We start from the raw sequence: 20,414 nt of genomic DNA on the forward strand, positions 1-20,414 counted from the left end.
TTCCGGTCACAGGCGTGTCACAGACGCCGCGCCTCCGTGACACGCCCGCACCTCGCCCTACGACAGCTGCGCCTGCACCTGGGACGCGATCAGCTCCAGGTGGTCCAGGTCGGACAGGTCGAGGATCTGCAGGTAGATCCGGCGGGACCCGATCGCCGCGTACCGTCCGATCTTGTCGACGACCTCGCCCGGCGAGCCGGCCAGCCCGTTGGTCTTCAGCTCGTCGACCTCGCGGCCGATGGCGGCGGCACGACGGGCGACCTCCTGGTCGTCCTTGCCGACGCAGACGACCAGCGCGTTGGAGTAGGCGAGGTCGTCCCCCCTGCGGCCCGCCTCCTCGGCGGCGGCCCGCACCCGGCCGAACTGCCGCTCGCTGTCCTCGATCGAGGAGAACGGCATGTTGAACTCGTCGGCGTAGCGGGCGGCCAGCCGCGGGGTGCGCCTGGCGCCGTGCCCGCCGATGAGGACGGGGACCCTCTCCTGCGCGGGCTTGGGCAGCGCGGGCGAGTCGGTGAGGTCGTAGTAGGTGCCGTGGAAGTCGTAGGTCTTGTCGGCGGCCGTGCCCCACAGGCCGGTGACGATCTCCAGCTGCTCCTCCAGGCGGCCGAACTTCTCCTTCGGGAAGGGGATGCCGTACGCCGTGTGCTCCTGCTCGAACCAGCCCGCGCCGAGGCCGAGTTCGACGCGGCCGCCGGACATCTGGTCGACCTGGGCGACCTGGATGGCGAGCACGCCCGGGAGGCGGAAGGTGGCCGCCGTCATCAGCGTGCCGAGGCGGATGCGCTTGGTCTCACGGGCGAGGCCGGCGAGGGTGATCCAGGCGTCGGTGGGGCCGGGCAGGCCGTCCACGTCGCCCATCCTGACGTAATGATCGGAGCGGAAGAAGGCGTCGAAGCCCAGGTCCTCGGTCGCCTTCGCCACGGTGAGCAGGGTGTCGTAGCTCGCGCCCTGCTGGGGCTCGGTGAAGATGCGCAGATCCATGTCTCCCATCCTGCCTTCCGCACCCTTCGCAAACCGCACCGGTCCCCCGCCTCGCGGGGCGATGATCGTCGGCTCGTCGGAGCCGGACCGCCCGGCCCCGCGCCCGGTGGCCGAGCCGTCGGGGCGTCACCCGCGTCGGCCTCCTGCGGGGGCCGGGGGCCGAGGAGGCCGTCATGTCCGAGGAAGCCGCCCTGTCCGAGGAGGGCGAGGTCGGCTGAGCCGCTGACCGCGGTGTCGGTCTCAGCGCTCGGGTATCGCCTCTTCCCGGGCGGCCAGTTTGCGCAGCATCTCCAGCACTCTGTCTCTGGACTCGTCCGCCGCGTCGATGGCCTCCATGCACTGCCAGTACGTGCCCTCGTCGTGCGCGGAGCTGGCCAGACCGACGAGCGCGATACCGACCTCGCCGAGCAGGCTGCCGAGGCAGCGCAGGGTCTGGCCGGCGTCGTCCAGTTCGGTGAGCTGGGCGGCGCGCAGGTCCCCGGGGTCGAGGTCCGGTGGGTCCAGCACACCGCAGCCCCGGCCCGCCAGCTCCGTCAGCCCCAGGGCCTCTCCGCGCAGTTCGGGTGGGCCCGAGACGGCCAGGCGGCTGCCGATCGCCTGGGCCAGGGCCTGTGCCTGCCACACCTCGGTCAGGATCTCCGGGGCGCTGTCGCCGCCCACCAGCGCCTGCCTGCTCGTCAGGATGAGCCGCACCGCGTCCACCATCCGCCGCCCCCGTCTGTCCCTGACATGCTCCTCGCACGTCCGCCCGAACTCCTGTGTCCACTACCCAGAGTGAGGGTCTGTGGGACGAAAAGCCAGAGGAAGACGGAAATCTGTGGACAACAAATCGGTTTCGGGCAGGTGGACAACTACGGAGGGTGATAGCGGAGGGGGTGACTCCTGTGCTGCCCCATCGCCATGTCGCCCTGTTGCCTTGTCGCCTTGTCGCTACGGCGCCGACTCGCCGTTCCCGGGAGCCGGGAACCGGTGTTCGTTGCGCTCGATCTTCGCGGCGAGGGCGGCGAGCGGGTCGACGCCGAGCACCTCGCACAGCTGCAGCAGATAGGCGAGGACGTCGGCGACCTCGTCCGTGACCCGGTGCGCGGTGTCCGGCTCGTCCATGACACGCGCGGACTCCTCCGGTGTCAGCCACTGGAAGATCTCGACGAGCTCGGACGCCTCCACGCTCAGCGCGGCGACGAGATTCTTCGGCGTGTGGTACGGCTGCCAGTCGCGGGCGGCGGCGAACTCGGCAAGCCTGCGCTGGAGGGCGGCGAGGTCGGGCGGATCGGTGTCGGTCACGGCTCCAGGTCTATCACCGTCGCCCCGGCGTCCTCTCTCATGACCTCAAGCGCACCACCGTCACCCCGGACACCCCCGCGACCCACTCCGCATCACTCACCGCGGCGACACAGCGGATGTGGCCGCGGTCGCCCATGCGGGCGGCGAGGTGCAGGAGGGCGTGGCGCTGGTGGGGGTCGAGGGAGCGGGTGAAGCCGTCGGCGAGGACGGTGAGGGTGCGCATCGCGTCGGGGACCTCGCCGGGGGCGTCGAGGTCGAGGACGCCGGGGCCGGTCAGGAGCACCAGGGACAGTGCCAGGTAGCGCAGTTCGCCGTCGCCGAGGCGGGCGAGTTCCGTGCCGGAGCCGTCGCCCCGGTCGAGGACGGCGCGCACGGTGCCGTCGGTCCGCGGTTCGGCGCGTACGTCGGTGACCGGGCCGGCGCAGCCCGTGGCCACGGCCTCGACGAGCTGGGCGTGCCGGCGGCCGCACTCGGCGCGGGTGCGCCACAGGACGTCGGCGAGGTTGTCGCAGCCGCTGAGCAGCCGGCCTGAGCCGGTGGGGACGGGTACGCGCATCAGTTCCGGGCGGGGATCGCAGGCGTAGACCGAGCGCAGTGCGACGACCATCTGTTCGGCGGCGGCGAGCACTTGGCGCTGGCCGTCGGTCTTTCCGGCGACGCGCAGCGGGAGCAGGGCGGTGCCGAGGCGGTCGTCGGGGAGCGGGGCGCGGGTGACCGGGGCGGAGCCGGCTGTGTGCCAGGCGGCCTGGACGGTGCGCCGGCCGGGGTCGCGCAGGGCCGTCTCCAGCAGGGTGAGCCGACCCGCGGTCAGCCGCTCCCCCACGACGCGGAGTTCGGGCTCGGCCTGGATCGCGAGGTCGAGCCGGACCGGCCCCTCGGGACCGTCGGCCGTGCATCCGATGCGGAAGCCGCGGCGGCGCTGCGCGTCGGGCCGCGCCCCCTCGGGCACGCAGGCGAAGGGGTCCGGGAACACCTCGGCGAGGTCCGCCCCGCCCGCGAGCCGGGCCAGTGCCTCGTAGGCACGCAGCGCACTCGACTTCCCGCTGCCGCTGGGCCCGGCGAGGACGGTGACCGCGCCCAGCGGGAACGCGACCCGCCGATGCCGCGCGAAGGCGGACAGCCGCAGCTCGGTGACGCGCGGCCGCGCGGGATGGACGCGCCCCTCCACGACCTCCGGCCGGCGCGCCGTCTGGGCGGGTACGGTCGGCGAGCCGCCGTCGGCACGCCGGGGATCGGACGACGTCCCCGCGTCGGGACGACGCGCACGGCCGGACGGGGTCTGCTCGTGGGAGGGTCCACGAGATAAGGGGCCAAAGGAACCAGAGGGACCAGAGGGGCTGCGCGGCACGGTCATGTCCGGAACCTACGGCTCCGCCGATAAGCCGAACCGTTCCGCCCGCAGCGCGTTCCCACGAACGAGCGACCCGAACGCAGGACAGACACCGCCGCGGACAGATTCACGCGCGCGGCGACCCCAGACGCCGGGCTGACCACCCCGGACGCGTTCACGCGCGCGGCGGCTCTTTCCGCTCGGTGTGGATCGTCGACTGCCGTACGGGCGCGCTCATGCGCGCAGCCACCGCTCCGCGGCAGCGATCACACGCCCGGTACCCCCGTCGCCCCCTCCATGATCCCGCTGACCTCGGTGCCGGGCGGGGTCAGCAGGAACACGTTGCGGTCGACGCGGTGCATGCCGCTGGCGAGGCCGAAGACGACGCCGGTGGAGAAGTCGAGGACGCGCTTGGCGACCTCGGACTCCGCGCCGGTGAGGTCGAGGAGGACGGGGATGCCGGACATCAGGGTCTCGGCGACCTCACGCGCGTCGGCGAAGACATTGACCCGGAGGACGACGAAGCGCCGGCGGGTCTCCGTCTCCGCGTCGGGCAGTGAGCGGTGGTCCACCGCGGACGGCCAGGCGTCCCGGCCCCGCAGCGGAACGACCTGGGCGAGCCCTTCCCACTGTTCATCGGTGACGTCGTATCGGTTCACCGGCTCCCCCCGAACTGACTCGCACTCCATGCCTGCACCAGCCAATTCTTACGCCAAGTCACCCGTACGGCCCAACAGCGACACGGACCGCGACCGGGAAAGGGGGGCCGGTGAGGGCCGGCGCGGTCAGCTCTGGGCGCGGGTGAAGCGGAGGGCGGTGGTGACGGTGGTCAGGCCGCGCATCATGCCGAGCTGGTTCCAACCCATGCCGAACTGCTCGCGGTCCACCGTGAATTCGGCGTCCAGTACGCAGGTGTCGGCGGTCGCCTCACGCAGCCGCGCGGTCATGGAGTGCGGGCGGCTGACGCCTCGCACGGTCAACTGGCCGGAGAGCCGCACCGTGCCGTCGTCGCCGAGTTCGGCGGCGCGCAGGGCGTAGGTGATCTCGGGGTGGTTCTCGGCGTCGAAGAAGTCGGCGGACCGCAGGTGGGTGTCGCGCTTGGCGTTGCCCGTGTCGAGGGAGGCGACGTCCAGGGTGAGGGTGCCGGTGGCGGAGCCGTCGGCGCTCACCTCACCCTTGCCGCCGACCGCGGCGAAGCCGCCCTTGACGGTGACCAGACCCCAGAAGGTCTTGTGGCGCAGCGCGACGGTGGAGGCGCTCGGGTCGAGCTGCCACAGCCCGGTTTCCACGGCGACGGTCATGGTCGTACTCCTCAAAGACGGGGATCGACGAACGGAGATGTCCAAATTTGGATGAGCACACCGTAGCTGGTTATCCAAAACTGAACAACCTGGTCGTACAAATCTGGACCACGGATAGACTGGAGCCCATGGCAGACCTCGACGACCACCTCGCCGACCAGCCCGCCGACCAGCCCGAATGCCCGTCCACGCAGGGCGGCGGACTGCTGCCCGACGAGCTGCACGCCTGGATGCTGCTGCTGGCGGCGACGGGGGCGGTGGAGCAGCGGCTGCGCTCGGTCGTCAAGGAACGGCTGGACGTCTCGCACGACGAGTTCCTGGTCCTGTGCCTGCTGGCGCTCCGCCCGGACCAGGGCCTGCGCATGACCCGTGTCGCCGAGCTGCTGGGCCGCCCCAAGACCCGGCTGACCTATCAGATCGCCTGCCTCCAGCACGCCGGCCTGGTCACCCGTCAGTCGGTCTGCGGCGACAAGCGCGGCATCGAGGTCGCCCTCACCGACAAGGCCCGCCGCCTGCTGGCGGAGACCTCCGACACCCTGGCGAGCACGGTCACGGCGGCCCTGGCCCGCGTGGTCGGCCCGAACGAGCGCGACGCGGTACGGGGCCTGCTGCTGGATCCCCCCACGGCCAAGGACGCGGACCCCGACGGGGAGTGACGCGCGCACCCGCGGGGTACCTGCGGCTGCCCCGTCGGTGTCCGCAGGAGAGTCGCGCAGGAGGGTTCCATGGCCGTGCCGGAGTTGCCCGACCCTGTCGGGCCGGTCGTCAACGCGGTGACGCACACGCCGTTGCCGGCGCGGGCCGCCGTGGCGCCGGCGGGGCGGTGGTACGCCCGTCGCGAGCCGTACGGCGACGGCGGGCGCGGCACGGTGCTGCTGTGGCCGGACACCTTCACCACCATTTCCACCCGCACGCGGGCCAGGCCGCGGTACGGCTGCTGGAGCACGCGGGCTGACGGGTGACCCTGCCGGCCGACCCGCTGTGCTGCGGGCCGACCTGGATCTCCACCGCGCAACTGAGCACCGCCAAGCGGGTGTTGACCGGGACGGTACGGCGGCTCACCGGGCATCTGCGCGCGGGTGGGCTGGTCGTCGGCCGGGGGATCTGGCGGCGAGATCGGCGGCGGAGACCACGGCAGCCCCCGCCCCTGCCACGGGCGCGACGGCCGTTTCACCGGCGACCACCGCCCTGCGAGGGAGGACACCTCCGCCTCATCCTCAACCTCGGCTGCCGGTGCCTGTGTCCCGCAGCCGAAGCCCACGCCACCGCGCCACCGCGCAACCCCGACGGCTTCACCGCCGCCCAGCCGCCTGGCCTCGGCGCAACGCGCGTTCGCGGCGTAGGCGGCGGCTGATGACCCACAGGTCGAGGGCGGTCAGGACGGCGAGGATCGCGCAGAGTGTGGCGAGGCCGGTGAGGACTCCGCTGCTCGGGCTGTCGCCGGGGCCGGAGGCCGCGCTCCAGAGGGCGAAGCCGATGGCCCCCGCGGTGAAGACGGGGAGGAAGAGGAGGGCGAGCAGGAGTCGTAGGCCGAGTGCGCTGCGGGCGGTGAGTGGTTCGGTGCCGGTGCGGGGGAAGTAGCGGCCGATCAGACCCGCGCGCTCACGAGCCGCTTCCGCCCCCGCTCGGTCCGGGTGCCGGTCCGTCATGTCCCGTGCCTCCTTCGGCCGCTCAGTGGTTCGGGCCCGCCCTGCTGATGTCCGCCAGCGCGGAGCGCGGGTGCTCGGTGACGGCCAGGTCGCCGAGGCTGACCATGCCGACGGGACAGCCGCCGTGCTCGACGACGGGGATTCGGCGGATCGCGTGACGCCGCATCAGTTCCTCGGCGTGGTCGGTGGTGTCGTCGGCCGTGACGGTCACCACCGGCGGCCGACTGCACACCAGGCCGACCGGTGTGTCGTGCGGATCACGGCCGGCGGCGAGGGACCGCACCACGATGTCGCGGTCGGTCAGCACACCGAACAGGTCGCAGTCGTAGGCGACGAGGACGTCACCGACGTTGTGCTCACTCATCAGACGGGCCGCCTTCTCGACGCTGGTCATCGGCTCCACGGCCACCGCGCCGGGCGTCATCACGTCACGTATCCGCCGCGTCATCGCCCACCATCTCCGCTCGGCCCGTGTCCGCCAAGCCGGTCGTCGCACCACTCCTTGGCCATGTCCAGGGCCTGCTCCAGCACGCCCGGTTCCGCGAAGAGATGGGTGGCCCCGGCCACCACGCGGACGCTGTGCGGGGCCGCGAGCGACTGGGCGGCCCGCTGGTTGGCGCGCAGCAGCCCCTCGTCCCGGCCGCCCGCGATGATCAGCACGGGGACGCGGACCCGTCGCAGTTCCTCGCCCGCGAGGTCGGGGCGCCCGCCCCACACCACCGCCGTGAGCACCTGGTCCGGCAGCTCGGCGGCCGCGCGCAGCACCGCCGCCGACTCGATGCCCGCCGCGAGCAGGACGACCGGGAGGCCGCGGGTCTCGGGCTGCGCCTTCAGCCAGTCGACGGCGGCCACGACCCGGCGGCCCAGCAGGCCGACGTCGTAGCGCTGGGCGTCCGTCCGCACGGCCGAGGGGTCCTCGCGCTCGCTGAGCAGATCCAGGGACAGCGTGCCGATGCCGGCCGTGCGCAGCTCGGCGGCGACCGTACGGCTGCGTGGGCTCTGCCGGGAGCTGTCGACTCCGTAGGCGCACAGGGCCGCCGCCCGGGGCGACTCGGGCACGTCGAGGTCGCCCGCGAGCGTCACCACGTCCGCGGGCACCGACACGGTCTGGGAGATCATGGGGTTCACCTGGTTCCTTGGCGGTCGGTTCCGTTGCCGTGCAGCGCCTTCAGCACGTCGTCGTCCGTCAGCTGCTCGAAGTCCCGGTACCACTGGCCGACGGCCATGAAGCCGCTCGGCCGGTAGGAGCAGATCACGTCGTCGGCCTCCGCCCGCAGCATGTCGGCCGCGTCCGGCGCGCACACCGGCACCGCGAGCACCACCCGCTCGGGCCCCTGGTTGCGCACCCAGCGCAGCGCGGCGCGCGCGGTCGACCCGGTGGCCAGGCCGTCGTCCACCACGATCGCCGTACGTCCGCGCAGGTCGGGCGGGGGCCGGCCCTGCCGGTAGCGCTGCTCGCGGCGGCGCAGCTCGGCCCGCTCCCGCTCCACGGTGTCCGCGAGGGCGGCCTCGCTCAGGCCGAGCCGGTCCAGGGACTGTTCGTCGAAGAGCGGAGGGTCGTCCCCGGCGAGCGCGCCGACGCCGAACTCCTCCTGGAAGGGTGCCCCGATCTTGCGTACGACGACCACGTCGAGCGGGGCCTCCAGGATCCGGGCGACCTCGCGGGCGACGGCGACACCGCCGCGCGGCAGTGCGAGGACCACGGGGTGGGGCAGCACCCCTTTCTCCTGCAGGATGCGCAGCTGCTCGGCCAGCTCCCGCCCGGCCTCGCCACGGTCACTGAACTGCATACGCCCCACTTCCTCCGCCATTCGGCTTCCTCAGTCGCTCGGCGCACCACCGCCGTACCGTCTCGGCGACCTCTTCCAGTGCTCCGGGTTCCTCGAAGAGGTGGGTCGCCCCGGGCACCACGTGCAGGTCGTGCGGTGCGCTCATCCGCCGTGCCGCCTCCTCGTTGAGCGCCAGTACGTCGGTGTCCCGGCCGCCGACGACCAGCAGCACGGGTGCGCGTACGGCGGGCAGGGCGTCGCCGGCCAGGTCGGGCCGCCCGCCGCGGGAGACCACGGCGGCGACGCGGTCCGGGCGGCGCGCGGCGGCCACCAGGGCGGCGGCCGCCCCGGTGCTGGCGCCGAACAGCACCACGGGCAGTTCGCGGGTGGTGGGCTGTGCGGCGAGCCAGTCGAGCGCGTGGGCGAGCCGGCCGCCCAGCAGCGGGATGTCGAAGCGGTGCTCGGCGGTCAGTTCGTCGCGCCGTTCCTCTTCCTCGGTGAGCAGGTCGATCAGCAGGGTGCCCAGACCGGCGGTGCGCAGCTCGGCGGCGACCGCGCGGTTGCGCGGGCTGTGCCGGGAGCTGCCGCTGCCGTGCGCGAACAGCACCACCGCCCGTGCTTCGGGCGGTACGACGAGGTCGCCCGGGATGGTGGCGCCGTCGGCCGGGACGAGGACCGACTCGGAGATCGTCGCCATCGTCATCTCCCTCCGCGGGTCGGCGCCCGGGTACCCGTGCCGGTCCCCGCCGACACCCGGGCCACCGGGTCAGTCGATGTCGAAGAGCGGTCCGGTGAGGGTCAGGCCGAGGTCTTCGCCGGTGTGGGCGAAGAAGGCGAGCAGCAGCGCGCAGATCGGCCCACACACTGAGCTGCGCGCGCAGATCGGCCCACACACCGAGCAGCACGCCGAGTCCGCCGGCCAGGATCATCAGCCCGGTGCCGATGGTCGCGGGCACGGCGACGGGCACGCCCACCCGAGCGCGCACCGATCCTCGTCGCCCTGCCCGCCTCCTTCGCCCTGCCGGGGCCCACGCCGGGGTCCGCCGTCGGCCAGGTGCGCGTCCCTTCGGTGATCACCGGTTCCGGCTGCGCGGCCGGGTGCGCCCGCCGCCCTCCGGCGGCGCTTTCGGGCCTCAGCGGCCGCGGCGGGTCGGTGTGGCGGAGACGGCCAGGACGGAGAGCAGGACGAGTGCGCCGGCCGGGCCGAGGACGGTCCAGGGGGCCAGTTCGACGTAGGGCTGGTTCTCCGAGAGCAGGCGTCCCCATTCGGGGGTGGGTGGCTGCTCGCCGAGGCCGAGGAAGCCGAGGGAGGCCAGGACGAGGACGGTGGTGGGCAGTCGGAGCAGGGCGTTGCGCAGGAGGGCGGGGAGGATGGCGGGCAGCAGGTGGCGGCGCAGCAGGTGCAGGGGGCCGGCGCCGAGGGAGACCGACGCGCGCAGGTGACCGCTCGCCCGTTCCTCCTCCAGCAGCGCGGCGGCCTGGGCGGCGTACGGGGTCCAGCCCACCAGGCACACCGCGCAGGCGGCCCCCCATACGGACGGCCCGGTCACCGCGGTCGTGAGCAGTCCCGCGAGGACGGCCGGCAGCGTGGACGCCACCTCCGTCAGCCCCGCGCTCACCCGGGCGGTCATCCCGAGCAGCAGCCCGGTGGCGGCGCTGACCGCGGTCACCGCGAGGGCCACGCCGGCCGTGCGCAGCGCGCCGTGGCCCAGCCGGGCCAGCAGGTCACGGCCGAGCGAGTCGGTGCCGAGCGGGTGCGCGGCGGACGGCGGCAGCAGCCGGGCGGCCGTGTCGACGTGCAGGGGGTCGCGCAGCAGGCCGGCCGCGACGAGGCCGAGCAGCGCGGCGGCGCAGAGGTGGGCCAGCCGGCGGGTGGAGCGGTGTCGCGGGACGGCAGGCCGGTGCAGGGTGGCCAGGGCACTGTCGCGCAGGGCGGGGCCGAGCAGGGCGCGGCGCAGGGCCTGGAGGAGAAGCCCGGCGACGACGCCGAGCAGGACGAGGAACAGCGTCGCCGTCTGCAGCGGAGGCAGGTCCTGGGCCACGGCGGCGTCCAGGGCGAGCCGGCCGAGCCCCGGTATGTTGAAGATCTTCTCCACCGCCACCGCGCCGCCGACCAGGGCGACGACGGTCGGCAGGAGCTGGGGGAGGACACCGGCCAGCGCGCGGCGCAGCGCGTTCCGGGCGGCGAGGCCGGCGGGGAATCCGTAGGCGTGCCAGGTCCGTACCCAGGGCTCGTGGAAGGCGGCGGGCAGGGACCGGTCGAGCAGACCGCCGATCATCGCTCCGGAGGGGACGCCGAGGGCGAGCGAGGGCAGCACCATCGACCGCGGTCCCTCCCAGCCGCTGGAGGGGAACCAGCCCAGCCAGACCCCGCAGACGGTGGCGAGCAGTGAGGCGAGCAGGAACTTGGGCAGTGCGGCGAGGACGGCGGCCCCGGTGCCGGGCCGGTCCCGGTGCAGCCGTCGCCGGGAGCCCAGGTACAGGGTGCGGGCGCTGACCAGCGCGGCCACCGCGACGGTGACCGCGAACGCGCCGAACATCAGGGTGAGGGAGACCGCGAAGGCGGACGTCACCTGGGGCAGGACCGCCTCGCCCGACACCCAGGAGGTGCCCGCGTCGCCGCGCGGCAGCCCGCCGAGCCAGTGCACGAGGTGGCGGAACGGCCCTTCGTCCAGGCCGAGTTGCTCCCGTACGGCGGCCAGCTGGGCGGGCGTCGGATCCTGGTCGGCGGAGCGGGCCCGCAGGACGGTCCGCGCGGGGTCGGTGCCGGACAGCCAGGGCAGCAGGGCGACGGCGGTCAGCAGCGCCGCCCCCGCGGCGACGCGGCCGACGCCGGTGGGCCACCGGGGCGGGCGGGCGTCGGCACCCGCCGAACTCACGCTCATCGGCGGCTACTTCAGGCGCGTGTCGACGTCGATCAGCGACCGCTCGCGGGGGTCGAGCAGCACGCCCGTGACATCGGGGCTGATGCCCTGCACGACCTTCTCGTGGACGAGCGGCACGACGGCGTCCGTGCGCAGGATCTCCGCCTCGGCCCGCATGGTCCGCTGGTGCCGGACGGCCGTGTCGCCCTCCGCGGCGGCGGTCTTGATGGCCTGGTCGACGCGGGTGTCCTTCAGGCCGGCGATGTTGTAGACGCCGTCACTGGTGAAGTCGCTCGCGAGGTACGCGACCGCGTCGCCGGTGTCGAGGAGCGTCACCCGCGAGAAGACGAGCGCGTCGTACTGGCCGGCGAGCAGGTCGGCCTCCATCTGTGTGTACTCGCGCACGTCCTGCCGGACGGTGAACCCGGCCTTCTCCAGCTGCTGTTGCAGGACGGTGGCGGCCTCGGGCAGTTCGGCCCGGTTGGTGTAGGTGGCCAGGCGCAGCGTACGTCCCTCGGTCTTCGCCTTGACCTGCTCCACGGTCGCGGCCTCGGCCCGGCCGGTCACCGCGACGCGGTCGCCGGCCGCCCAGGGGACCGCGGGTCCGAACAGGCCCTGCGCGGGGTCGGCGTAGCCGCCGAACACCGAGTCGACGAGGGCGGAACCGTGCACGGCCGCACGGGCGGCCGCCCGAAGGCCGGCGTCGGTGAAGACCCCGCTGCGGGTGTTGAGGATCAGGCTGTCGGTCCGTACGGAAGGCACCTCGTGGCGGGTGTTCTCGGCCAGCAGCCCGGCCTGTGCGGTGGGGATCCACTCCGCTATGTCGACATCGCCGCCGCGCAGGGCGTTGGCGCGGGCGGTGCCGTCGGCGATCCAGGTGACGTCGATGCCGGACGCCTTGGCCTTGCCGCCCCAGTAGCCGTCGTACCGGTCGAGGGTGGCCTTGCTCTTCCCGGTGAGCTTCGTGATCCGGAAGGGGCCGGTTCCGGTGCCGACGGGGCTGACGGTGCCGTTCTCCGCGTACGCCTTGGGGGCGAGGATGCCCAGCGCGGGGCTGGCGAGGCGCAGCGGGAGGACCGGGTCGGCGGTCTTCGTCGTGATCGTGACGGTGTCGGCGTCCTCGGCCTTCGCGGTGAGGGTCACATCGCTGAGCACGCGGGGCTTGGGTTCGGCGGCCGCCGCGTGGTCGAGCGCGTTGACGACGGTCTCGGCGGTGACCGCGGTGCCGTCCTGGAAGTCGGCCTCGCGCAGCTCGAAGGTCCAGGTCGTGTCGTCGGTCCGCTTCCAGGACTTCGCCAGCGCCGGTGCGGCGGCGCCGTCCTGGCCGAGCGCGGTGAGCCCTTCGGCCACGGAGAGCTTGCTCAGCACCGTCGCGTCATTGCTGTACGGCGACAGCGCCTGCGCCGGCGGCACCGCGAGCGCGACCCTCAGCCGGCCTCCCGATCCGTCCTTCGCGTCGCCGCCCTCCCCCGAGACGAAGCAGCCCGTCAGCAACGGGGCGAGAGCGAGCACCGTGAGAAGGCCACGGGAGGTGGTCGTGCGCATGGGGATCCTGTCGTGCGGAGGGGCGTGCGGACGCGGGAGCCAGGCCAGTCTATGAGGTAAGCCTTACCAAAGTTCAGCCGGGTGGGTGAAATCTAAACAACACAAGCGCAGCTCGACCCCCGCCTGATCGAAACCGATCGGTTTACGGCTCATGGGCGGCGGTGGGTACCGCGGTGTCACCGACCAGCTGGAGACCCTGCTCGGACGCCCGCCGAAGACTGTGCGCTGGGCGCTGGGCGCTGGAGAACCATCCGCGCATCCAGCAGCCGGCGACCGGCTGATGGTCGGCTTCCCGGCCGTCCGCCGCGAGACGCCGCCGGGGTCGGCGAGCCTGGTGGGCGTGTGCCCCCCGATCACCGCACACTCGCCTCGATCGGCACCACCTCCAAGCCTGGCCAATTCTGATCACCTTGGCTCCAAAGGTTGAGCACAAATTCCCCACATCCCCTCTTCAATACTGGCCCCAATGGTCTACATTGACCGTGCTTCTGCGGTTCGAACACGAGGCGACCAGTAACGATCCATAGGTCCGGCGCTGAGGAAAGCCAGCCCGCAGGGGGGCGGGGGTCTCCCGAGCAGAGGGACAGCGTCAGGCGACCACGTCGAGCCACTGGGACCTGGGGGGTTCTGTGCGGCAAGGGGGATTAGTCAGACCGTTTCCTTCGGCGCGCGGGCGTCTGGCGAACGGAGTGATCAGCCGGCCCGCGATGGACTGGGAACAGCGGTACCGCCGTACCGTGATCATCAGCGATACCGTGGCCACCGCCTTCGTGGTGGCCTCGATCGGCAACTTCTTCGGGGCCCGGGACGCGGCCAACTGGCACGAGAAATGGGGAATTCTCGCCTTCGGCACCGAGCTGCTGGTGCTGGGGGCGCTCGCGGTGAGCCGGTCGTGGGCGCCGGGCGTGCTCGGGCAGGGCGCCGAGGAATTCCGTCGGCTCGGACGCTCACTGTTCATGGCGACCGTCGTACTGGCACTCGGCGGAATCGCCCTCACCTCACGCAACATCAAGCTCTGGATCTTCGTCGCGATCCCAGCGATCGCGATCGTCACCATGACCGCGCGGTATCTGCTGCGCCTCGGGCTGCACAAACAGCGCAAGGAAGGGCGGTGCCTGCGACCGGTGCTCGCCGCCGGCAGCCCGGCCACCGTGAGCGACCTGATCAACCGAACCCGCAAGTTCCCGCACCTGGGCTGGCGGGTGGAGGCGGTGTGCACGACGGACGGTCGCGGGCTCGACGGTGACCACCTGGACGGAGTGCGGGTCGTCGGCCGACTGGCTGACGTCGCCAAGCACGTCCGCCACGACGGCTACCGCGTCGTCGCGGTCACACCGGACCCGCACTGGACACCGGACCGGCTGCAGCGGCTGGCCTGGAACCTCGAAGGCAGCGACGCCGAGATGGTCGTGGCGCCCGTGCTGATGGAGGTGGCCGGCCCGCGGCTGCACGTCGACGCGGTGCTCGGGATCCCGCTGCTGCGGGTCAGTCTGCCGACCTTCACCGGGGGCCGCCGGGCGGTCAAAGGAGTCGTCGACCGGGTAGGCGCAACGATTCTGCTGCTGCTGTTCGCACCGGTGATGGTGCTCGTCGGGCTGCTCGTGCTGGTGGACAGCCGGGGTGGGGTGTTCTACCGCCAGCGCCGGATCGGCAAGGACGGCAACGAGTTCACCATCCTCAAGTTCCGCACCATGGTCGCCGGGGCCGACAGGGCGCGCGCCGAGCTGGCCGACCGCAACGAGGGCGCCGGCCCGATGTTCAAGCTCCGCCGGGATCCGCGGGTGACCCGGGTGGGAACAGTGCTGCGCCGGTACTCGATCGACGAACTCCCGCAGCTTTTCAACGTACTCACCGGATCGATGTCGCTCGTCGGCCCGCGGCCTCCCTTACCGGAGGAGTGCGCCGCCTACGGCCCGGACATCCGGCGGCGGCTGCTGGTCAAGCCCGGGCTCACCGGCCTGTGGCAGATCAGCGGACGCAGCGACCTGTCATGGGAGGAGGCGGTCCGGCTGGACCTTCGGTACGTGGAGGACTGGTCGCTCGCCCTGGACACAGTGATCTTGTGGAAGACGCTGCGTGCGGTGCTCTCCGGGCAGGGGGCCTATTGATGCGCGGTTGCCGTCGCCCGGCCGGCGCGCGGACCGCAGGCCGCAAGGGCCTGCCTGGGGGGAGGAACGGGTCATGAGGGTCAGCGTTTTCGGGCTCGGCTACGTGGGCTGCGTGTCAGCCGCGTGCCTGGCCAGCATGGGGCACCAGGTCATCGGAGTGGACGTCAACCAGGTGAAGGTCGACCTGGTCAACGACGGCAGGGCCCCGGTGGTCGAGGAGCGGATCGGCGAGCTCGTCGCCGAGGTCGTGCGGAGCGGGGCGTTACGCGCCACCGGCGACGTCCGCGAGGCGATCGCGGACAGCGAGGTGTCGCTGGTCTGCGTGGGCACGCCGTCGGAGCCCAACGGCAGCCTGTGCACCACCTACTTGGAGCGGGTCACCGAGGAGATCGGCGCCGCACTGGCCGAGAGGGCCGAACAGGGGGGCCGGCACACCGTGGTGTTCCGCAGCACCATGCTCCCGGGCACCTGCCTGAACCTGCTGGTGCCGATCCTGGAGAAGTCCGTCGGCGGCACGGCCGGGGTGGACATCGGGGTCGCGGTCAACCCGGAGTTCCTGCGTGAGGGCACCAGCGTGCGGGACTTCTTCGACCCGCCCAAGACCGTCATCGGCGAGCTCGACCCGGCGAGCGGCGACGCGGTGGCGGCCCTCTACGACGGCCTGCCCGGCGAGGTGTTCCGGGTGCCGGTCCCGACGGCCGAGGCGATCAAGTACGCGGACAACGCGTTCCACGGCCTGAAGATCGGCTTCGCCAACGAGCTGGGCGCGGTGTGCCAGGCGCTCGGGGTGGACTCGCACCAGGTGATGGACGTGTTCCTGGCCGACCGCAAGCTGAACATCAGCCCCGCCTACCTGCGGCCCGGCTTCGCCTTCGGAGGCTCCTGCCTGCCCAAGGACCTGCGCAGCCTGGTCCACGCGGCGCGGCGGGCCGACGTCTCGGTGCCCATCCTCGCCCATGTGCTGCCCTCCAACTCCGACCATCTGCAGCGCGCGGTGGAGCTGGTCGAACGCACCGGCAAGCGCCGGGCCGGCCTGTTCGGGCTGTCCTTCAAACCCGGCACCGACGACCTCCGCGAGAGCCCGCTCGTCGAGCTGGCGGAGAGGCTCTTCGGCAAGGGGTACGACCTGAAGATCTACGACGCCAACGTGAGCCTGTCCCGGCTGCTCGGCGCGAACCGCGAGTACATCGAGACCCGGCTGCCGCACCTGGCGCAACTGCTCGCGGACTCCGTCGAGGAGGTGCTGGAGCACGCCGAGGTGTGCCTGGTGGGGACCAGGGACCCGGCCGTGCTGTCGGCGCTGCCCCATGGCGGCGCCCCGCTGATCGTCGACCTCATCCGCCTTCCCGACGCCGAGGCGCGCCGGGCCGAACCGGGGTACGTGGGCCTTGCTTGGTGACAGATCGTTCAGTGACACAGCCGGCGGTGAGGGGGCGGGCCGACGCGCGCTGATCCTCGTGGAGAACCTGTCGGTGCCCTTCGACCGGCGGGTGTGGCAGGAGTGCACGACGCTGCGCGACGCCGGCTGGGAGGTGCACGTCATCTGTCCCCGGGGGAGCAAGCGGGACACCGAGCCGGAGGCGGAGATCGACGGGGTGCGGATCCACCGCTACCCGCTGCGCGCGGCCACCGGAGGTCCGGCCGGCTATCTGCGGGAGTACGGGGCCGCGTTGTGGCACACGGCCCGGCTGGCCCGGAAGGTCGGCCCCGTCGACGTGGTGCACGCCTGCAACCCGCCCGACCTGCTGTTCCTGCCGGCGCTGTGGCTGAAGCGGCGCGGCGCGCGGTTCGTCTTCGACCAGCACGACCTGGTGCCCGAGCTGTACCTCTCCCGCTTCCGCCGCGGAAAGGACCTGCTCTACCGCGCCGTGTGCGCGCTGGAACGGGCGACCTACCGGGCCGCGGACGTCGTACTCGCCACGAACGAGAGCTACCGGGACGTCGCGGTGCGCCGTGGCGGCCGGCGGCCGGAGGACGTGTTCGTGGTGCGCAGCGCGCCTGACATCGACCGTTTCCACCCGGTCCCGCCGGAGCCGGAGTTGAAGCGCGGCAAGCCTCATCTGCTGTGCTACCTCGGCGTCATGGGTCCGCAGGACGGCGTCGACTACGCCTTGCGGGCCCTGGCGAAGCTGCGCGACGAGTTCGGGCGGACCGACTGGCACGCGGTGTTCGTCGGCGCCGGCGACACCTTCGACGCGATGGTGGAGCTGTCCCGGCGGCTCGGGCTCTCGGATCAGGTGCAGTTCACCGGGCGCGTTCCGGACGCCGATCTGGTGCGCTACCTGTCCACCGCGGACGTGTGCCTCTCCCCCGACCCGCGCAGTCCGCTCAACGACGTGTCGACCATGAACAAGGTCCTGGAGTACATGGTGATGGGCCGGCCGGTCGTCTCGTTCGACCTGAAGGAGGCGCGGGTCTCCGCCGGTGACGCCGCCCTCTACGCGCCCGCCGACGACGAGTCCGCGTTCGCCGGGCTCATCGCGCTGCTGCTGGACGATCCGGAGCAGCGGGCCCGGATGGGCAAGATCGGCCAGGAGCGGATCGGCGGGCCGCTCTCCTGGCGGAACTCGCAGGTGTCGCTGCTCGCCGCCTACGCCGCTGCCTGCCGTGACCACACGCCGGTGTCGACGGGCGGTCCGGTCCGCAGAGGGAAGAGGCCGCGCCGTTGAGCGATGACACGATACGCCTGGTCACGATCGGGCGGATTATCCGCCGGCGCCGGCGGCTGCTCGCCGTCGTCGCCGTGGTGGGCGCGCTCGTCGGCTACGGCACCTCCTTGGTGTTCCCGCCGCGCTACACGACGTCGGCATCGGTGCTGTTGCCGGGGGCGTGGGCGGAGCGCGAGCTGCTGACCCAGGCGGAGATCGCGACCAGTTCGGTGGTGGTCGACCGCGCGGCCGCCACGCTCGGCTGGAGCGGGGTCGACGGCACCGAACTGCAGGACCGGGTGAGCGCCAAGGCCGCCGACGGGAACATCATCAGGATCTCGGGCACGGCCGAGACCCCGGAGCGCGCGCAGCGGCTCTCCGACCAGGTGGCCCAACAGTACGTCGCGTTCGCCGCGCGCATCGTGGGCGACCGGACCGATCCCGAGGCGGCGGCGCGGGCCGAGGCGCTGCGGGATCTGGTGGAGCAGACCGGCCGCCGCATCACCGACCTGGCCGACGCGGCCGATCCAGGGCAGACCGTGGAGAGCGTGCAGGCCCGTACCGAGCTGGAGAAACTGCGCACCTCGCTGGAACAGGCCATGGACAAGCTGGACCAGACGGACCCGGCGACCAACCGGGCCAACATGGTCGTCATGGGGCCGGCGGCCCGGCCGGCCGGCGAGGCCCCGCCGACGAGGACACACCTCATCGTCGCCGGGGCGTTGTTGTTCTTCCTGCTCGCGGTCATCGGCCATCTCACCGCCGCCCGGATGAGCCGCCGGCTGCGCACCGAAGCGGAGATCGCCGCGGCGCTGGGCTCCGCCCTGCTGGGGACCGTCGACGTGCCCGGCGAACGGCCCGCGCGGCGGCCGCACGGCGGTGGCTCGCGGGCCCGGCTCCGCCGGCTGCTGGGCGTCGACACCCGGTGGGACATGCCGACCCCGCAGGCGTCCGGCGACGAGGCCGGCCGGCGGATCCGTTACCGGCGGGTGTGCGCCCGCCTCCGGGACCAACTTCCGTCCCCCCGGCGGCTGCTGATCGTCGTTCCGGACGGCGACGAGACCGCCCACCGGGCCGCCGGGCGGCTCGTCGCCGAGGCCGGGAGCGATCCGCTGCTGCGGACGGTGGCGGTATCGGTGTCCCAGCCGCTGGTGCCGGACCCCGACACCGAGTCCGGCGCCCTGGTCGTGCTCAGCGCGGGCAACTGGACCGCGGCGGAGCTCGCCGGCATCGGCGAGGCGTGTGCGGACGCGGGGCACGAGGTCGTCGGCGTCGTCGTCGCCGGCACGGTCCTGGCCCGTCCGACGCGCTCCACCGGTCATCCGCCGAAGCACGACACACCGGCGCTCGCGGTGGGCAACAGCGCGACAGGAGGCTCCGTGTGACGACGAGTACGACATCGGAGCCGTCGGCCGCCGCTCCGCTGCTGGACCTCCAGGCGCTGGTGGTGGCGGTGCGCAGACGCCGCCGCCTCTGGGGCTCCATGGCGCTGCTCGGGCTGCTCGTCGGCGCGGCGGTGGCGGTCCTGCTGCCGCCACCGCCGACCGCGGTGACCAAGGTGCTGGTCGCGCATCAGGGGGACCAGCCGAACGACCCCGGCACGCTGATCCGCACCGACGTCGCGCTGCTGCGCACCACGCGGATCGCCGACCAGGCCCTGCGAGCCCTTCGGTCCCCGGAGAAACCGGAGGACTTCATGCGGGACTACGCGGGGACCGGCCTGACCAACAACCTGCTGGAAATCAAGGTGACAGGTGACAGCGACGCGGAGGCGGTGGCCCGGGCCGAGGCGCTCGCCGACGCGTTCGTCGCGGACCATGTGCGGCGGATGCGGGAAGCCGCGGACGCCGAGGCCAAGGCCCTGCTCGACCAGCGTGACCGTATGCGGGACGAACTCGCCCAGGTCAACAAGGCGATCGGGGACGGGTCGCCGGAGAACGACCCGAAGGCGTCGGCGGACCTGGAGTCGCTCTTCGCCCGCCGGGCCGAACTCGACTCGCGGATCGCCGACTTCGACCAGCGCGCCGCGGAGGCGGGCCTCGGCACGCCCCAGCTCATCGCCGGCACACAGATCGTGGACGCCCCGCGCGCGGTACGGCACTCCCTGCCCAGGGCCGCCGCCACCAACGGCGCGATCGGGCTCGTCCTCGGGCTCGTCCTCGGGCTCGCCCTGGCCGCGGTCGGCACGGTGGTGGCGGACCGCCCCGTGCTGCGCCGGGACATCGCGGCGAACCTCGGCGCCTCGGTCGTCGCGGAGCTGCCCCGCCGGTCGGGGAGGCTGTGGCGGCGCCGCCGGACCCGGGCGGCACGGACACGGCTCACCGCGTCCCTGGCCCGTACCGTGCGCGGCTCCGCGGAACCGGTGTCGCTGCTGGAGCTGGGCTGTGCGCGCGGCACGAGCGTGATCGCCCTGGACCTCGCCGGGGCACTGGAGGCCGAGGGGCCGGTGGTGGTCGTCGATGGTCTGCCGGGCCCGCACCTCGCCAAGCGCCGGCCGAAGCGGGGAGGCCCGGCCGTGGTCGGCGGCGAGCATGCCGCGAACGTGTCGCCCCAGGGGCGCCGGATCGGCGTCGGCTCGGTCGCGCCGGGCGCGGCGTGGACCGACCTCCAGTACCTCGGCACCCGGACCGTGCTCGTCGTACGGGCCGGGCACGGCAGCGCCGCATGGCTGCACACCGTGGCGCGGCAGCTCGCGGACCTGCGCATCGCGGTGATCGGCGTGGTGCTGATCGACCCCGATCCGCGTGACCGGACCGACGGCACGCTGTGGGACGGCCGGTACACCGCGCTGCGCGGCCACGACGAGCGGCCGTCCCGGCGGAACGGCGGGGGTAGCTCCCACGCCGTTGAGGCAGTGGGGGACGGCCTGCCGCGGACGGAGCGGCTGCCGATGCCGGCCGCGCGGGTCCCGGACAGCGACCAGGAGGCGCGGTAG

At 73.1% G+C, this 20,414-nt stretch carries 20 protein-coding genes; 7 read left to right on the forward strand and 13 right to left on the reverse strand.

All coding sequences use genetic code 11. The annotated features are described in order from the left end of the window. Positions 1–57 precede the first annotated feature (57 nt). The 6 genes from ACH5AC_RS14810 to ACH5AC_RS14835 all read right to left on the reverse strand — a co-directional run bounded on the left by ACH5AC_RS14810 (position 58) and on the right by ACH5AC_RS14835 (position 4,896). On the reverse strand, positions 58–981 hold the full coding sequence (locus tag ACH5AC_RS14810; protein ID WP_398862141.1) for an LLM class F420-dependent oxidoreductase: 924 nt from the start codon (positions 979–981) through the stop codon (positions 58–60). A gap of 240 nt (positions 982–1,221) precedes the next feature. Next, positions 1,222–1,683, reverse strand: a complete 462-nt coding sequence (locus tag ACH5AC_RS14815) for a DUF6099 family protein (RefSeq protein WP_398862230.1) — start codon at positions 1,681–1,683, stop codon at positions 1,222–1,224. 228 nt (positions 1,684–1,911) lie between these two features. Continuing rightward, positions 1,912–2,265: a nucleotide pyrophosphohydrolase gene (locus tag ACH5AC_RS14820; protein WP_398862142.1), complete on the reverse strand. Its 354-nt coding sequence runs from the start codon at positions 2,263–2,265 to the stop codon at positions 1,912–1,914. A 37-nt stretch (positions 2,266–2,302) separates the two neighbouring features. Then, on the reverse strand, positions 2,303–3,619 hold the full coding sequence (locus ACH5AC_RS14825) for an AAA family ATPase (RefSeq protein WP_398862143.1): 1,317 nt from the start codon (positions 3,617–3,619) through the stop codon (positions 2,303–2,305). 242 nt (positions 3,620–3,861) lie between these two features. Beyond that, positions 3,862–4,284, reverse strand: coding sequence for a cell division protein SepF (locus ACH5AC_RS14830; protein WP_398862145.1), 423 nt, complete (start codon positions 4,282–4,284; stop codon positions 3,862–3,864). A gap of 96 nt (positions 4,285–4,380) precedes the next feature. Beyond that, entirely contained in the window at positions 4,381–4,896 is a 516-nt protein-coding gene (locus ACH5AC_RS14835) for a YceI family protein (protein ID WP_398862146.1), read from the reverse strand. Positions 4,897–5,024: 128 nt separating this feature from the next. Here ACH5AC_RS14835 and ACH5AC_RS14840 point away from each other — a divergent pair, with 128 nt between their 5' ends. Continuing rightward, positions 5,025–5,552, forward strand: coding sequence for a MarR family winged helix-turn-helix transcriptional regulator (locus ACH5AC_RS14840; RefSeq protein WP_398862147.1), 528 nt, complete (start codon positions 5,025–5,027; stop codon positions 5,550–5,552). 69 nt (positions 5,553–5,621) lie between these two features. Next, positions 5,622–5,858 (forward strand): hypothetical protein, encoded by a 237-nt coding sequence (locus ACH5AC_RS14845; RefSeq protein WP_398862148.1) that lies wholly within the window; start codon positions 5,622–5,624, stop codon positions 5,856–5,858. A gap of 330 nt (positions 5,859–6,188) precedes the next feature. On the opposite strand, the gene ACH5AC_RS14850 is transcribed toward ACH5AC_RS14845, so the two are convergent. The 7 genes from ACH5AC_RS14850 to ACH5AC_RS14880 form a co-directional block, all read right to left on the reverse strand. Continuing rightward, entirely contained in the window at positions 6,189–6,545 is a 357-nt protein-coding gene (locus ACH5AC_RS14850; RefSeq protein ID WP_398862150.1) for a DUF6343 family protein, read from the reverse strand. 22 nt (positions 6,546–6,567) lie between these two features. Beyond that, the gene (locus tag ACH5AC_RS14855; protein WP_398862151.1) at positions 6,568–6,993 is read right to left on the reverse strand and encodes a CBS domain-containing protein; all 426 of its coding nucleotides are present in this window, start codon (positions 6,991–6,993) and stop codon (positions 6,568–6,570) included. Then, positions 6,990–7,664, reverse strand: coding sequence for a dienelactone hydrolase family protein (locus ACH5AC_RS14860; protein WP_398862152.1), 675 nt, complete (start codon positions 7,662–7,664; stop codon positions 6,990–6,992). Before ACH5AC_RS14860 ends, ACH5AC_RS14855 begins: the two co-directional genes overlap by 4 nt. 5 nt (positions 7,665–7,669) lie before the next feature. Then, positions 7,670–8,335: a phosphoribosyltransferase gene (locus ACH5AC_RS14865; protein WP_398862153.1), complete on the reverse strand. Its 666-nt coding sequence runs from the start codon at positions 8,333–8,335 to the stop codon at positions 7,670–7,672. After that, the gene (locus ACH5AC_RS14870; RefSeq protein ID WP_398862154.1) at positions 8,322–9,011 is read right to left on the reverse strand and encodes a dienelactone hydrolase family protein; all 690 of its coding nucleotides are present in this window, start codon (positions 9,009–9,011) and stop codon (positions 8,322–8,324) included. The genes ACH5AC_RS14865 and ACH5AC_RS14870 overlap by 14 nt, the downstream gene beginning before the upstream one ends. Positions 9,012–9,447: 436 nt before the next feature. Then, positions 9,448–11,199, reverse strand: a complete 1,752-nt coding sequence (locus ACH5AC_RS14875; RefSeq protein WP_398862155.1) for an ABC transporter permease subunit — start codon at positions 11,197–11,199, stop codon at positions 9,448–9,450. 6 nt (positions 11,200–11,205) lie between these two features. Then, positions 11,206–12,723 (reverse strand): ABC transporter substrate-binding protein, encoded by a 1,518-nt coding sequence (locus ACH5AC_RS14880; RefSeq protein ID WP_398862156.1) that lies wholly within the window; start codon positions 12,721–12,723, stop codon positions 11,206–11,208. Between the two features lie 629 nt (positions 12,724–13,352). Here ACH5AC_RS14880 and ACH5AC_RS14885 point away from each other — a divergent pair. From ACH5AC_RS14885 to ACH5AC_RS14905, 5 genes are all read left to right on the forward strand, one after another. Beyond that, positions 13,353–14,831, forward strand: coding sequence for a sugar transferase (locus ACH5AC_RS14885; protein ID WP_398862157.1), 1,479 nt, complete (start codon positions 13,353–13,355; stop codon positions 14,829–14,831). 73 nt (positions 14,832–14,904) lie between these two features. Next, on the forward strand, positions 14,905–16,230 hold the full coding sequence (locus tag ACH5AC_RS14890) for a nucleotide sugar dehydrogenase (RefSeq protein ID WP_398862158.1): 1,326 nt from the start codon (positions 14,905–14,907) through the stop codon (positions 16,228–16,230). Next, entirely contained in the window at positions 16,220–17,500 is a 1,281-nt protein-coding gene (locus ACH5AC_RS14895; protein ID WP_398862159.1) for a glycosyltransferase family 4 protein, read from the forward strand. Before ACH5AC_RS14890 ends, ACH5AC_RS14895 begins: the two co-directional genes overlap by 11 nt. Beyond that, entirely contained in the window at positions 17,497–18,864 is a 1,368-nt protein-coding gene (locus ACH5AC_RS14900) for a Wzz/FepE/Etk N-terminal domain-containing protein (protein WP_398862160.1), read from the forward strand. The genes ACH5AC_RS14895 and ACH5AC_RS14900 overlap by 4 nt, the downstream gene beginning before the upstream one ends. Continuing rightward, the gene (locus ACH5AC_RS14905) at positions 18,861–20,414 is read left to right on the forward strand and encodes a Wzz/FepE/Etk N-terminal domain-containing protein (protein ID WP_398862161.1); all 1,554 of its coding nucleotides are present in this window, start codon (positions 18,861–18,863) and stop codon (positions 20,412–20,414) included. The genes ACH5AC_RS14900 and ACH5AC_RS14905 overlap by 4 nt, the downstream gene beginning before the upstream one ends.

It is taken from the genome of Streptomyces sp. NPDC018693, assembly GCF_044391385.1.
Taxonomy (GTDB): Bacteria; Actinomycetota; Actinomycetes; order Streptomycetales; family Streptomycetaceae; genus Streptomyces.

Coding starts and splice junctions, on each gene's coding strand:
- ACH5AC_RS14825 (WP_398862143.1), bottom strand. CDS start 3,619: ATGACCGTGCCGCGCAGCCCCTCTGGTCCCTCTGGTTCCTTTGGCCCC.
- ACH5AC_RS14850 (WP_398862150.1), bottom strand. CDS start 6,545: ATGACGGACCGGCACCCGGACCGAGCGGGGGCGGAAGCGGCTCGTGAG.
- ACH5AC_RS14835 (WP_398862146.1), bottom strand. CDS start 4,896: ATGACCGTCGCCGTGGAAACCGGGCTGTGGCAGCTCGACCCGAGCGCC.
- ACH5AC_RS14810 (WP_398862141.1), bottom strand. CDS start 981: ATGGATCTGCGCATCTTCACCGAGCCCCAGCAGGGCGCGAGCTACGAC.
- ACH5AC_RS14880 (WP_398862156.1), bottom strand. CDS start 12,723: ATGCGCACGACCACCTCCCGTGGCCTTCTCACGGTGCTCGCTCTCGCC.
- ACH5AC_RS14870 (WP_398862154.1), bottom strand. CDS start 9,011: ATGGCGACGATCTCCGAGTCGGTCCTCGTCCCGGCCGACGGCGCCACC.
- ACH5AC_RS14875 (WP_398862155.1), bottom strand. CDS start 11,199: ATGAGCGTGAGTTCGGCGGGTGCCGACGCCCGCCCGCCCCGGTGGCCC.
- ACH5AC_RS14830 (WP_398862145.1), bottom strand. CDS start 4,284: ATGGAGTGCGAGTCAGTTCGGGGGGAGCCGGTGAACCGATACGACGTC.
- ACH5AC_RS14860 (WP_398862152.1), bottom strand. CDS start 7,664: ATGATCTCCCAGACCGTGTCGGTGCCCGCGGACGTGGTGACGCTCGCG.
- ACH5AC_RS14890 (WP_398862158.1), top strand. CDS start 14,905: ATGAGGGTCAGCGTTTTCGGGCTCGGCTACGTGGGCTGCGTGTCAGCC.
- ACH5AC_RS14855 (WP_398862151.1), bottom strand. CDS start 6,993: ATGACGCGGCGGATACGTGACGTGATGACGCCCGGCGCGGTGGCCGTG.
- ACH5AC_RS14845 (WP_398862148.1), top strand. CDS start 5,622: ATGGCCGTGCCGGAGTTGCCCGACCCTGTCGGGCCGGTCGTCAACGCG.
- ACH5AC_RS14840 (WP_398862147.1), top strand. CDS start 5,025: ATGGCAGACCTCGACGACCACCTCGCCGACCAGCCCGCCGACCAGCCC.
- ACH5AC_RS14865 (WP_398862153.1), bottom strand. CDS start 8,335: ATGCAGTTCAGTGACCGTGGCGAGGCCGGGCGGGAGCTGGCCGAGCAG.